This is a genomic window from Acrocarpospora corrugata (genome assembly GCF_009687845.1).
Lineage (GTDB): Bacteria > Actinomycetota > Actinomycetes > Streptosporangiales > Streptosporangiaceae > Acrocarpospora > Acrocarpospora corrugata.
Map to the genome: position 1 here is coordinate 1 of NZ_BLAD01000038.1, position 11,976 is coordinate 11,976.

The 11,976-nt window shown below is 69.2% G+C and carries 15 protein-coding genes; 9 read left to right on the forward strand and 6 right to left on the reverse strand.

The features are described from left to right. Nucleotides 1–644: 644 nt before the first annotated feature. A complete protein-coding gene (locus tag Acor_RS04655; protein ID WP_155335279.1) occupies nucleotides 645–1,703 on the reverse strand; it encodes a bifunctional adenosylcobinamide kinase/adenosylcobinamide-phosphate guanylyltransferase in 1,059 nt (352 codons plus the stop codon). A gap of 407 nt (nucleotides 1,704–2,110) precedes the next feature. Between Acor_RS04655 and Acor_RS04660 the strand changes: the two genes are divergently transcribed. Then, nucleotides 2,111–2,317, forward strand: coding sequence for a hypothetical protein (locus tag Acor_RS04660; protein ID WP_155335280.1), 207 nt, complete (start codon nucleotides 2,111–2,113; stop codon nucleotides 2,315–2,317). A 64-nt stretch (nucleotides 2,318–2,381) separates the two neighbouring features. Here Acor_RS04660 and Acor_RS04665 read toward each other — a convergent pair whose 3' ends face one another. Further along, nucleotides 2,382–3,380: an aldo/keto reductase family protein gene (locus Acor_RS04665; protein WP_155335281.1), complete on the reverse strand. Its 999-nt coding sequence runs from the start codon at nucleotides 3,378–3,380 to the stop codon at nucleotides 2,382–2,384. 20 nt (nucleotides 3,381–3,400) lie between these two features. Beyond that, nucleotides 3,401–4,018 (reverse strand): DUF3043 domain-containing protein, encoded by a 618-nt coding sequence (locus Acor_RS04670; protein ID WP_155335282.1) that lies wholly within the window; start codon nucleotides 4,016–4,018, stop codon nucleotides 3,401–3,403. Nucleotides 4,019–4,163: 145 nt separating this feature from the next. Between Acor_RS04670 and Acor_RS04675 the strand changes: the two genes are divergently transcribed. Genes Acor_RS04675 through Acor_RS04700 form a run of 6 tightly spaced genes read left to right on the forward strand, consistent with a single transcriptional unit; the run spans nucleotide 4,164 to nucleotide 8,236 of the window. Beyond that, the gene (locus Acor_RS04675; RefSeq protein ID WP_155335283.1) at nucleotides 4,164–4,949 is read left to right on the forward strand and encodes a PspA/IM30 family protein; all 786 of its coding nucleotides are present in this window, start codon (nucleotides 4,164–4,166) and stop codon (nucleotides 4,947–4,949) included. Beyond that, on the forward strand, nucleotides 4,946–5,224 hold the full coding sequence (gene pspAA / locus Acor_RS04680; protein WP_155335284.1) for a PspA-associated protein PspAA: 279 nt from the start codon (nucleotides 4,946–4,948) through the stop codon (nucleotides 5,222–5,224). Before Acor_RS04675 ends, pspAA begins: the two co-directional genes overlap by 4 nt. A gap of 10 nt (nucleotides 5,225–5,234) precedes the next feature. After that, nucleotides 5,235–6,122: a zinc metalloprotease HtpX gene (htpX, locus tag Acor_RS04685; protein WP_155335285.1), complete on the forward strand. Its 888-nt coding sequence runs from the start codon at nucleotides 5,235–5,237 to the stop codon at nucleotides 6,120–6,122. Next, nucleotides 6,122–6,670 (forward strand): PspA-associated protein PspAB, encoded by a 549-nt coding sequence (gene pspAB, locus Acor_RS04690; RefSeq protein WP_155335286.1) that lies wholly within the window; start codon nucleotides 6,122–6,124, stop codon nucleotides 6,668–6,670. Before htpX ends, pspAB begins: the two co-directional genes overlap by 1 nt. A 41-nt stretch (nucleotides 6,671–6,711) precedes the next feature. Next, a complete protein-coding gene (locus tag Acor_RS04695) occupies nucleotides 6,712–7,464 on the forward strand; it encodes a maleylpyruvate isomerase family mycothiol-dependent enzyme (RefSeq protein WP_155335287.1) in 753 nt (250 codons plus the stop codon). Between the two features lie 58 nt (nucleotides 7,465–7,522). Next, nucleotides 7,523–8,236 (forward strand): SIMPL domain-containing protein, encoded by a 714-nt coding sequence (locus Acor_RS04700; protein WP_155335288.1) that lies wholly within the window; start codon nucleotides 7,523–7,525, stop codon nucleotides 8,234–8,236. 48 nt (nucleotides 8,237–8,284) lie between these two features. On the opposite strand, the gene nadA is transcribed toward Acor_RS04700, so the two are convergent. Continuing rightward, a complete protein-coding gene (nadA, locus tag Acor_RS04705; protein ID WP_246238425.1) occupies nucleotides 8,285–9,433 on the reverse strand; it encodes a quinolinate synthase NadA in 1,149 nt (382 codons plus the stop codon). 192 nt (nucleotides 9,434–9,625) lie between these two features. Here nadA and erpA point away from each other — a divergent pair, with 192 nt between their 5' ends. Continuing rightward, nucleotides 9,626–9,982, forward strand: a complete 357-nt coding sequence (gene erpA / locus Acor_RS04710; protein ID WP_155335290.1) for an iron-sulfur cluster insertion protein ErpA — start codon at nucleotides 9,626–9,628, stop codon at nucleotides 9,980–9,982. A 168-nt stretch (nucleotides 9,983–10,150) separates the two neighbouring features. Then, nucleotides 10,151–11,137, forward strand: a complete 987-nt coding sequence (locus tag Acor_RS04715) for a carbohydrate kinase family protein (protein WP_155335291.1) — start codon at nucleotides 10,151–10,153, stop codon at nucleotides 11,135–11,137. A gap of 45 nt (nucleotides 11,138–11,182) precedes the next feature. Here Acor_RS04715 and Acor_RS04720 read toward each other — a convergent pair whose 3' ends face one another. Continuing rightward, nucleotides 11,183–11,602, reverse strand: coding sequence for a CBS domain-containing protein (locus Acor_RS04720; RefSeq protein WP_155335292.1), 420 nt, complete (start codon nucleotides 11,600–11,602; stop codon nucleotides 11,183–11,185). A gap of 67 nt (nucleotides 11,603–11,669) precedes the next feature. Further along, on the reverse strand, nucleotides 11,670–11,975 hold the full coding sequence (locus Acor_RS04725) for a sulfurtransferase TusA family protein (RefSeq protein WP_155335293.1): 306 nt from the start codon (nucleotides 11,973–11,975) through the stop codon (nucleotides 11,670–11,672). Between the last annotated feature and the right edge of the window lies 1 nt (nucleotide 11,976).

The following is an 11,976-nucleotide window of genomic DNA, read 5'->3' on the forward strand; positions in this document are numbered from 1 at the left end:
CTCCCAACCCCACCCCTACCCCCGGCGCCAACACCATCGCCCACCCCGCCACCCGCCGATCAACCTCCCGCACCCGCACCGGAAACACACTCAACATCCCCACCGCCAACAACCACCCCGCCCAAACCACCCGCATCACTTCCCCACCTCCACGAGGAGGCGAGTCGGGGCACGAGGGTCGGGAGCGAAAGGTCCCCATGACGTGGTGGCATCGGGGTTTCCGGGCTCTGCCGGTGAGTCAAGCTCTGGGCGGCCAGGTGCGGGCGTGGCGGCATTGGGGGGCCCGGGCGGTAGGTCAGACTCGGAGCGGCCAGGTGCGGGCGCCGAGGGCATGGCATCCGGATGCCCGGGCCCGGCCGGTAGGCCAAGCACGGTGCGGCCAGGTGCGGGGGGCGAAGCCGTAGCGGCATCGGGTTTTCCGGAGGCCATGGACGGGACGGGCCGTGTCGCGCCGATCGTCTGGAACACCGGGGTGTGGACCAAGACATCGTCGGCGCTCTTGGCGATGGTCACCGCGGCTACGGAGGCCATGCCGGCGGAGACCAGGGGTCGGCCGTCCGATTGGCGATGGCGGCGAGGCGGCACGTCGCGTTGGGGGAGAGGTGCTCGGGGGTGTGGCGCGTTCGGAGGGGGGAGGGTGGGCATCAGAGTGGGAGGGGGAGGACGCGGCCTGCGGTGATCAGGGCGGATTCTTCTGAGGCGGTGGTGAGGTGTTGGTTGAGGGCGCCGAGGAGGTCGCGGAAGAGGCGGCCGGCGGGGGGGGTGGGGACGATGCCCTGGCCGACCTCGTCGGTGATGGCGATGACGTGGGCGGTGGTCTGGCGCCAGGCTTCGAGGAGGGCGTCGCATTCGGCGTGGACGGCTTCGGGGGTGGCGGGTGGCCAGGCGGCGTGGGCGTCGATGACGGCGGCGAGCCAGGTGCCGAGGCCGTCGATGAGGAGGACGCCGGTGGCGGTGGTCAGGAGTTCGCTGAGGTCGGTGGTTTCGAGGGTTCGCCAGTGGGCGGGGCGGCGGGCCTGGTGAGTTTTGACGCGGGCCAGCCATTCGGGGTCGTCGTGGCCGGGGGAGCCGGTGGCCACGTAGGTCACCTCGGGTTCGGCGGCCAGGCGTAGTTCGGCTTCGGCGGATTTGCCGGAGCGGGAGCCGCCGATCAGGAGCGTCCGGCGGGGGAGCGACCGGGGGCGCACGCGAGCCAGGGGCGCCCCGGTGTCCAAGCCGGTGTCCAAGCCGGTGTCCAAGCCGGTGTCCGGGCCAGCGCCCGGACCGGTGTCCAGGATCGTGCCGTCAGGGACGGTGATCGCACCCCAGAAGCGGAGTCGCCGGTCGAGTTCGGCCTCGGAGGGCGCGCGGTGGTCGAGGCCGACCGCGACGATCTGGGTGGCCTCGCCGACCAGGCCGCGGCGGCGCAGGTCGCCCAGGTGGTCGGGGCGCTCCAGGAGATCGATGAGCACGATGTCGTAGGGTTCGCCGCCCTCGCCGTTCACCCGGTCGCCGTTGGCGAAGAGCAGCCGCCCCCCGTCGGGGCTCACCACGGAGTCGCCGTCGGGCGTGCGGGCGAGTTCGTGGCCGGAGAGCGGGACGTTGTCGTCGATGACCACGGAGAACGGCCGGCGAGCGGTCTGGACCCCTCCGCAGGACGCACAGCGGCATCCCGGCTCCGGCCAGCCCCCGGCTCCCGCGGTCCCGGTCAACTGCACCTTCATACGTCCCCCGTCTCCCCTGCCCCCCCACATGCGCGAGGAGATCGCAGGCCATCACCACCCGTGCCCCGCAGGTGCGCGGAGGTCGTCCCAGCCCATACCGCATGGAACTCCGGCTCCTGCCCCCCGCAGGCGCGCGGAGATCGCCCTGGACGCCACGCTTGGCCAGGTGTCGCCGCCGGACCCGGGAATGATATCGACGCCGCCGGGAGTCATCGCTTGGGCCTGTGGATAACCGTGCCGGGAACGGGCTCCGTGTTTGGGGGGTACCTCAGGGTTATAGGGTTCGCTGGACCCGAAGCTCGTTCAGGCCCGCCGAAGAGGCCCGGCGGTGCTCTTCCGGGGTGTTCGCGGGATTCCGCTGAGTTATCTCTGGGGCGACCCGGAGCGCGCGATAAGGAGCGTATGGCATGACATGGCGTTGGCGTTATGAAAACGCGAACGGCGGTGAGGTGACCGACCATCCCTTGCCGCGGGAGGTCTTCACCAGCCAGGCCGATGCCGAGTCATGGCTCGGTGAGATCTGGCGCGACCTGCTGGAATCCGGGGTTGAGCAGGTGAGCTTGCTGGAGGACGACCGGACCGAATACACCGGCATGTCATTGCGCCCCCAATAACCCGGAAGAAAACAGAGCCCACTGGATACTCCGGAAGTGGAGTGATCCAGTGGGCTTTTGCTACTTAGGGGCGCTTGCTGGGGCTCATGGTCTTGGCGGGGTCGCGCTCGACCACGGAGCCGAGCACCTCGTCGATCTGCTTCAGCGCGTCGGCGTCGAGCTTCACGCCGGCCGCCTTCACGTTGTCGCGGACCTGCTCCGGCTTGGTGGCGCCGACGATGGCCGAGGAGACGTTCGGGTTCTGGAGCACCCAGGCGACCGCCAGCTGGGCCATGGTGAGGCCGTGGTCGGCGGCGATCGGCTTGAGGTCCTGGACCCGGCGGAGCACCTCGTCGCCCATCAGCCGGTCGATGAAGCCGGACCCGGACGGGTCGGTGGCCCGCGAGCCCGCCGGCGGCGGCTGGCCGGGCAGGTACTTGCCGGTCAGCACCCCCTGCGCGATCGGCGACCAGACGATCTGGCCGATGCCCTCACGCTCCGACACCGGGACGACCTCGGCCTCGATGACCCGCCACAGCATGGAGTACTGCGGCTGGTTGGAGACCAGACGGTCGAAGCCCATCTCATCGGCGATCTTCACGGCCCGGGAGATCTGGTCGGCCGTCCACTCGCTGACGCCGACATAGAGGACCTTGCCCTGCCGTACCAGATCGTCGAAAGCGCGGAGGGTCTCCTCCAGCGGGGTCTCCACGTCGAAACGGTGAGCCTGGTAAAGGTCGACATAGTCGGTGCGCAGGCGGCGCAGCGAGCCGTTGATCGACTCCATGATGTGCTTGCGGGACAGGCCACGGTCGTTCTGGCCGGAGCCGGTCGGCCAGTAGACCTTGGTGAAGATCTCCAGTGACTCGCGCCTGAGCCCGTTCAGGGCACGGCCGAGAACCTCCTCGGCCCGGGTGCCCGCATAGACGTCGGCGGTGTCGAAAGTGGTGATGCCCTCGTCGAGGGCGGCCCGCACGCACTCGTGCGCGGCCTCCTCCTCGACCTGGGAGCCATGGGTGATCCAGTTGCCGTAACTGATCTCGCTGACGAGTAGACCACTGCGGCCAAGGTGACGAAATTCCATTACCGCACCCTAAGACAGGCTCACCGCTTGACCGGCACCGGCTTCCCCCCTGGCAGCACCACCGGCTTCGGGAAGCGCAGCCGGCGGATCTGGGACGAGCGCATGGCCGCGTAGAAGCCGACGCCCTTCAGGTTCTCGCCGGGGTGCCTCGCCGCCGCCTCCTTCTTGACCCGACCGGCCACGTAGAAGGAGCTCACCAGCACCAGGATCATGACCAGGGGCAGTGACATGGTGTAGAGCGTCAGGACCCACTTACGGATCTCCGGCGGGAACGGGACCATCGACGCCAGCATGATCAGCAGCACGGCGGGCAGGAAGTACTGCCCCGGCAGCCGACGCGAGTCGACGAAGTCCCTGGCCAGCTTTCTGACCGGGCCACGGTCACGGGCGGGCAAATATTTCTCCTCGCCGCGCAGCATGCCCTCTCTGGCGCGGTCCCGCGTTAGTCGGTCCCGCTCTCTGGCCTGCTTGTAGGCCTCTTTGCGGTTGGACGGCGCCGTCACCGGCGACCTGCGGCGGCCCTGCGCCTCGCTCCGCTTCGGGGTTGGACGCCCCTTGGCAGGAGTCCCCTGGGCCTTAGGATCTTCCACAGGGACGGGGGAGTCGTCCGTGGTGGACTGGGTACGACGTCGGAACACGTTGTCCAGCGTACCGGGAGTGCAACTTAGTGACGCCCCCGTGCGTTATGCGTAGGGTGAACCTAGGCGGTCAACCCGCTTTTCGGGGCAAGGGAACGACTGGGGTTACCCACGCACAACCTTAAGAAGGGGACGGCCGACGCGCATGAGCGTGATGAAGAGACTTTCCATGATCTTCAAGTCCAAGGCCAACAAGGCCCTGGACAAAATGGAGGATCCGCGGGAGACCCTGGACTACTCCTACCAGCGTCAGCTGGAATTGCTGCAGAAGGTGCGCCGGGGCGTGGCCGATGTGGCGACCAGCCGCAAGCGGGTCGAATTGCAGATCAACCAGGCTGAGGCCGAGGCCGCCAAGCGTGAGCAGCAGGCCAAGGCCGCCTTGTCGTCGGGCCGGGAGGATCTGGCCCGGGAGGCGCTGGCCCGCCGCGGCACGATCCAGACCCAGGTAGCCGATCTGCGGATTCAGTACAACAACCTGCAGGGCGAAGAGGAGAAGCTGACCCTCGCCAGCCAGCGGCTCCAGGCCAAGGTGGACTCCTTCCGTACCCGGAAAGAGACGATCAAGGCCACCTACACCGCCGCCGAGGCGCAGACGCGCATCAACGAGGCGTTCTCGGGTATCTCCGAGGAGATGGGGGACGTCGGTCTGGCCATCCAGCGGGCCGAGGACAAGACCGCTCAGATGCAGGCCAGGGCCGGTGCCATCGACGAACTGCTGGCCAGTGGCGCGCTCGACGACTTCACCGGGCAGCGCGACGACATCCAGGCCGAACTCGACCGGATGGGCGGCGGCAGCGACATCGAACTGGAAATCGCGAAGATGAAGGCGGAACTGGGACAGGCGCCGGCGCCGAAGAGCGCGATCGAGCAAGGTCAGCCTGCCGGGCAGCAGCACACCCAGCAGGTCCGCCACCCGGGGGAGGCGCAGTGATCGTCCGTATCATGGGGGAGGGCCAGGTTCAGATCGCCGACGGTGATCTCGACACCCTGAACGCCCTGGACAGCGAAGTCGAGAAGGCCATCGAGGTCGGCGACGAAGCGATTTTCCGTACCAAACTGCATGCGTTGCTGGACAAGGTCCGGCACGTGGGCAAGGCGCTCCCGGACGACTCGCTGGAGCCGTCCGAGCTGATCCTGCCGCCCGCGGACGCCTCAATCGAGGAGGTCCGGGAGATGCTCGGGGACTCGGGGCTCATCCCGGGGTGATGAGGTCGCGATGACCAGGTTCGAACCGGATCGGGGGCTGACCGGGCGCATGGTCCTGACCATGTTCCTGCTCGGGCTGCTGTACGTCGCGTTCATGGCGGTGCTGATCGCCGTCGGGACGCAGGCGATCGTCGTGCTGGTGATCGCCGTGGGCTTCCTGCTGGTGCAGTACTTCCTGTCCGATCGGATCGCGCTGTTCGCGATGCACGGGCGGGAGGTCTCGCCGCAGGAGGCCCCCGAGCTGCACGGGGTGATCGACCGGCTGAGCGCCTTGGCCGACATGCCGAAACCGCGGGTCGCCATCGCCGACTCGGATACGCCCAACGCCTTCGCCACCGGGCGTAACCAGAAGAACGCCGTCGTCTGCGTGACGACCGGCCTGCTGCGGCGGCTGGAACCGGACGAGCTGGAGGGCGTGCTCGCCCACGAGCTGTCCCATGTCGCCCACCGCGACGTCGCCGTCATGACCATCGCCTCGTTCCTGGGCGTGCTGGCGGGGCTGATCACGCGGTTCACGCTGTACTCGGGGCTCGGGCGGAGCCGGAACCAGAACGGGCCGCCGATCGGGCTGATCATCCTGCTGGTGTCCGGGATCGTGTACGCGGTGAGTTTCCTGCTCACCCGCCTGCTGTCGCGCTACCGCGAGCTGGCCGCCGACCGGGCCGGGGCGCTGCTCACCCAGCGGCCGTCCGCGCTGGCCAGCGCGCTGACGAAGGTCACCGGGGAGATCGCCAGGATTCCGACCAGGGATCTGCGGGCGCAGCAGTCGTTCAACGCGTTCTACTTCGTGCCCGCGCTGTCCGGGGCCAGCATCGCCGCGCTGTTCGCGACGCATCCGCCGCTGGAGCGCCGGCTGGAGCAGCTGGCCAGGATCTCGGCCGAACTGGGCCGCCGCTGATGGGGTGGTTCGACGCGCTGCTCGGCCGTACCAAACCCGCCAAGCCGGACCTGGACGCGCTGTTCGCGCTGCCGTCGGCGGCGATCAGCCTGCAGGTTTCGATGGCCTCCGCGCCCACCGGCCAGGGCTCGGTCTGCTTCCGCGCCGCCGAAGGCGCCGCGTTCGCCGAGATCCAGGCGGACATCCAGGCCCTGCTCGGCAAGGTCCAGGTTTCTCAGGACTCGTACGGCTACACCTGGCTGCTCGCCCAAAACGACGATATTTCGGGACTCGTCACCGATCTGCACGCGGTCAACTCCACTCTGGAGTCCAACGGCTTCGGCCCGTCCCTGCTGTGCACCCTGGTCTCGTTCGCCGACCCGGCCGGCCGCCGTCTCGCCCTCGTCTACCTGTACAAGCAGGGCACCTTCTACCCGTTCGCCCCCCTCCCCGGCGAACGCCGCGACAACGCCCTGGAACTCCAGGCTCGCGGCGTGCTGGCCGGCGAGCTGAAGATCGAGCCGGATCTGTCGCGATGGTTCCCGGTGTGGGGCGCTCCCGGCCTCTGATGGTGTGGAATGGCTCCATCGCCTGATGCCGGGGAGGCACTGTGAAGGCTTGGACCCACGCCGCGCACACCGACGCGATCGCCGCCGAGGTGGCCCGCATGGCGAAAGCCGTACGGGACCGGAATCCGGCCACGCCCGTGCCCACCTGTCCCGCCTGGGACCTGAGGGAGCTCGTCGTGCACACCGGCGGCATCCACCGCTGGGTCACCGCCATGGTCACCGACCTCGCCCAGACGCGTTACAAACGGGCCGAGATGGACCTGGGCATCCCCGAGGCCGCCGGCGCGCACGTCGCCTGGCTGGAGGCGGGCGCGGCCCCGCTGGCCGAGGCGCTGCGGTCGCGGGAGCCGGACGCGGCCATGTGGTCCTGGGGCGAGGACCAGCAGGTCCGGTTCTGGTCCAGGCGGCAGCTGCACGAGACCGTCATCCACCGGGTGGACGCCGAACTGGCCGTCGGGGTCACGCCCGAGATCGACGAGCACATCGCGGTCGACGGGGTCGAGGAGTTCCTGGCCGTGCTGCCGTACGCGCGCTGGCGGCCGGAGCTGGCCGACCTGCACGGCGGCGGCGACACCATCGCCTGGCAGGCCGACACCGGCGTGGCCTGGCTGATCACCCTCACCCCGAGCGGGTTCCGGTACGAGCGCTCGGCCGCCCCCGGCGACGTCACCGTGCGCACGGCCACCGCCGCCGACCTGATGATGCTGGCCTGGGGGCGGCGCAGCCACCAGGACTACGCGGTCGAGGGGGACGTCAAGCTGCTGCAGTGGTGGGTCGACCGGTCCGCAATCTGATCGCCAAGAGCGCGTGGCGGTCCCCTGGCCCCGGTCCCGCCGCTGATGTGATCCGCCCATGATCAACCTAAGGCACGCGGCCGCCGCCGCTTTCGTCGTGACCGGACTGCTCAGCACGCCCGCGTTCGCAGCTTCGCCAGGCGGGTATGCCGATGTGGTGGTAAAAGGTTCGCAGATCTCCGTGACCGGTCAGGGCAACGTCTCCGCCCCGCCGGATCTGATGCGCCTGCAGGCCGGGGTGGAGGTGCGCCGCGCCACGGCAGGGGAGGCGTTCAAGGCCGCCAGGCTGGCCGCGGCCAAGCTCACCAAGGCGCTGCTCGGCAGCGGCCTGGCCGAGAAGGACCTGCGCACCAGCGAGCTGACGCTGGGCCCCGAGTACGAGAACTACCCCAAGATCGTCGGTTACCGGGCCACCCAGGGCGTCGAGGCGGTCGTCCGCGACCTGACCAAGGCCGACAAGGTCATCGACGCCGCCGCCGCGGTGGGCGAGGACGCCCGCCTGAACGGCATCTCCTTCGAGATCTCCGACCAGAACGCCATCCTGGTGGCCGCCCGCGACGCCGCCTACCGCGACGCCACCGCCAAGGCCGAGCACTACGCCAAGCTGACCGGCCGCAAGCTCGGCAAGATCCTCACCGTCCGCGAGGACGGCGGCCACGCCCCCGGCCCGATCCCGTTCCACGGCGCGATGGCCATGGCCGACAAGGCGTCGATCTCCCCCGGCCAGCAGGCGGTCGGGCTGACGGTCGACATCACGTTCGAGCTGAAGTAGTTCCGCCGGTGCGCTCGGCTGGAGTGTTCCAGCCGAGCGCCGGGAGCCTTACGGCAGGGCGAGCATGCGGTCCAATGCGACCTTCGCCCAGTGCGTGGTGTCCGGGTCGACCGTGATCTGGTTGACGACGTGGCCGTCGGCGAGGGATTCGAGGGCCCAGACCAGGTGGGGCAGGTCGATGCGGTTCATGGTGGAGCAGTAGCAGACGGTCTTGTCGAGGAAGGTGACCGTCTTGTCGGGGAACATGGCGCCCAGCCGCTTGACCAGGTTCAGTTCGGTGCCGACCGCCCACGAGGAGCCGGCCGGGGCCGCTTCGAGGGTCTTGATGATGTATTCGGTGGAGCCGACGAAATCGGCCTTCGTGACGACCTCGTGCCGGCATTCGGGGTGGACCAGGACGTTCACCCCGGGCACCCGGGCCCGTACGTCGTCCACGCACTCGGCCGTGAAGCGGCCGTGCACCGAGCAGTGGCCCTTCCAGAGGATCATCTTGGCGTCCCGCAGCGCGCTCCCGGTGAGGCCGCCGTTCGGCCGGTGCGGGTTGTAGAGGACGCAGTCGTCCAGGCCGAAGCCCATCTCCAGCACGGCGGTGTTGCGCCCGAGATGCTGGTCGGGCAGGAACAGCACCTGGCGGCCCTGCTCGAAGGCCCACTCCAGCGCCCGGCGCGCGTTCGAGGAGGTGCATACCGCGCCCCCGTGCCGCCCGCAGAAGGCCTTGATGTCCGCGCTGGAGTTCATGTACGTGATCGGCACCACCTGGTCGGCGATGCCGGCGTCCTCCAGCGCCTCCCAGCACTCCTCGACCTGGTTGAAGGTCGCCATGTCCGCCATCGAGCACCCGGCCGCCAGATCGGGCAGCACGACCCGCTGCGCGTCCCCGGTGAGGATGTCGGCCGACTCGGCCATGAAGTGCACCCCGCAGAACACGATGTACTCCGCGTCCGGCCGGGCCGCCGCCTCGCGGGCCAGCTTGAACGAGTCGCCGGTCACGTCCGCGAATTGGATCACCTCGTCCCGCTGGTAGTGGTGCCCCAGCACGAACAGTTTGTCGCCGAGTCGCTCCTTGGCCGCCCTGGCCCGCGCCACCAGCGTCGGGTCGGAGGACGGCGGCAGCTCACCGGGACAGTCCACGCCGCGTTCGCTGTGCGGATCGGTGCCCTGGCCGAGCACGAAGAGCGGAAGACTCGTGGTCGTCACTGACCACACCCCCTTCGGGGACTTATCGTCGAACTGACGACTAATAATTACATACGGATCTGCCCTGTTATTCCCGGGGGTAGCGCCAGGGGGAATGTGGCGCATGGCGCAGGTGTTGGTAGCGTCTGAGTACGACGACATCAAGCGACCGCTCCCCGAAGGGCGGCCGACCCAGACGGTGGGAGTCACCACATGACGGTTGAGAGCAGCGAAACCACCACGCGACAGGGGCTTTTGCTGACTGACGCGGCCGCCGCGAAGGTCAAGAGCCTGCTGGACCAGCAGGGCGAGGAAGGGCTGCAGCTGCGCGTGGCCGTGCAGCCGGGCGGCTGTTCCGGTCTCCGCTACCAGCTCTACTTCGACGACCGCTCGATGGACGGGGACGTCGTGTCCGACTTTGACGGCGTCGGCGTCGTCACCGACCGGATGAGCGCGCCCTACCTGATCGGCGCCACGGTGGACTTCGTGGACACGATCGAGAAGCAGGGCTTCACGATCGACAACCCGAACGCCACCGGCTCCTGCGCCTGCGGCGACTCGTTCAACTAACGGGGAAACCAACGGGGCGAGTCTCGTCACCCTGTGCGGCGTGTGCCGTACAGGGTGGAGGCATTTCCTTCAGGGGCGGTTCGCCGTCGGCGTGAAGTCGCGTATTCTTGCGTGGCTCGCGATCCGGCGGGCGTTTGAAGCGCTGCTGACAACGAGGAGAATGACCCCGTGCGCATCGCCGTCACCGGCTCCATCGCCACCGACCAACTGATGACCTTCCCCGGCCGGTTCGGGGACCAGCTCATCGCCGAGCAGCTGGACCGCGTCTCGCTGTCCTTCCTGGTCGACGACCTGCAGATCCGCCGGGGCGGCTGCGCGGCCAACATCGCGTTCGGCATGGGCTGCCTGGGTCTGTCCCCGGTCCTGGTCGGCGCGGTCGGAGCCGACTTCGCCGACTACCGCTCCTGGCTGGAGCGCCACGGCGTGGACTGCGCCTCGGTGCGCGTCTCCGAGCTGCGGCACACCGCGCGCTTCCTGTGCACCACCGACGAGGAGCACAACCAGATCGCGTCCTTCTACACCGGCGCGATGGCCGAGGCCCGCGAGATCGAGCTTGGCCCGATCACCGACCGGCTGGGCGGCCTGGACCTGGTCCTGGTCAGCCCGAACGACCCCGACGCGATGCTCAGGCACACCGAAGAGGCCCGCACCCGCGGCATCCCGTTCGCGGCCGACCCGTCCCAGCAGCTGGCCCGGATGCCCGGCGACCAGATCCGCCAGCTCATCGAGGGCGCGGCGTATCTGTTCAGCAACGACTACGAAAAGGGCATGATCGAGCAGAAGACCGGCTGGTCCGACGAGGAGGTGCTGGCCAAGGTCGGCGTCCGGATCACCACGCTCGGCCCGAAGGGCGCCAGGATCGACCGCGCCGGCGAGCCCTCGCTGCACATCTCGCCCGCCCCCGAGCTGGGCAAGGCCGACCCGACCGGCGTCGGCGACGCGTTCCGGGCCGGTTTCCTGTCCGCCCTGGCCTGGGGCCTCTCACTGGAGCGCTGCGGCCAGGTCGGCAACCTCACCGCCACCCACGTCCTGGAGCGCGTCGGCTGCCAGGAGTACGAGCTGGGCCAGCAGGACTTCCTCGACCGATTCTCCGGCGCGTACGGCAAGGACGCCGCCGCCGAGGTCGCCGGGCACCTGCGCTGCCACCACCCGTAGGGATCCGCCCGAGCGGGCCACCGGTCCGTGGCCCGCTCCGCGGTGTCAGTTCTGCGCGTAGATCTGGCCGACCGTCATGGCCAGCTTCTCGTCCGGCAGGTGCGCGGCCAGGTCGGCTTCGCTGATCATGCCGACCAGCCGGTGGTCCTCCATCACCGGCAGCCGCCGGATCTGGTTCTCCCGCATGGCCATCAGCGCGTCGTCGACGTCCGCGTCGCAGTTCACCCAGACGAGCGTGCCGTCGGTCAGGTCGCCGCAACGGACCCTGGCCGGGTCGTGGCCGGCGGCGACGCAGCGCAGCACGATGTCCCGGTCGGTGATGATCCCCTTGAGCCGGTCGTCGCTCCCGCACACCGGCAGTGACCCGACGTCCAGCTCGCGCATCATCTTGGCGGCGACGTCGATGGTCTCGTTCTCGCTCACGCACTCCACCCCGAAGTGCATGATGTCCCGTGCCGTAGTCATGTCGATTTCCCCCCTTTTGTCCGCTTCTAACGCTACGTACCCCGTCAGCGGCGGTTAACCGGAGAAATCAGTAGTTACGCCGTACGTGGATGGACCAGCCGCCCTGCGGGAGCTCGTAACTGGCCACGTGCTCGTGCGACTTGAGGCGGCACCAGGCGGGGATGTCGGTGAAGGCCGCCGGGTCGTCGGCCAGGACCGCGACGACCGCGCCCAGTCCGACCGCGTTGATCTGGTCGGCCAGCATGATGATGGGGATGGGGCACTTGCGGCCCATGGCGTCGATGGTGAGGGCGGTGGCCGGGGGAGCGGCGGGCCGGGCCGCGGTGGCCGCGGCCTCCTGCGGGGTCTCCCTGGCGGGCTTGCGGCGCCACATC